Genomic DNA, 260 nt, shown 5'->3' on the forward strand with positions numbered 1-260 from the left:
GGCCTGGGAAGACTTGAACTTCCGACCTCACGCTTATCAGGCGTGCGCTCTAACCACCTGAGCTACAGGCCCATCGGCGAAGACGGGCGCGCGGCCCAGCTTCATTCACGGTTGCTTCAAAGAACACGCGGTACAAGACCGGTTCCTTGCAAGTAAACAGCGAGTCGGGAATTTGTCTGTAAAGGAGGTGATCCAGCCGCAGGTTCCCCTACGGCTACCTTGTTACGACTTCACCCCAATCATCGGCCCTACCGTAGACG

General features: G+C 57.3%; 1 rRNA gene. It reads right to left on the reverse strand.

What is annotated here, in order from left to right:
* Positions 1 to 180: 180 nt before the first annotated feature.
* A 16S ribosomal RNA gene (locus tag V6B97_RS17260) occupies positions 181 to 260 on the reverse strand; the annotation flags it as partial.

The sequence above is a fragment of the Nitratidesulfovibrio sp. 1201_IL3209 genome (assembly GCF_036763125.1).
Classification (GTDB): Bacteria; Desulfobacterota; Desulfovibrionia; order Desulfovibrionales; family Desulfovibrionaceae; genus Cupidesulfovibrio.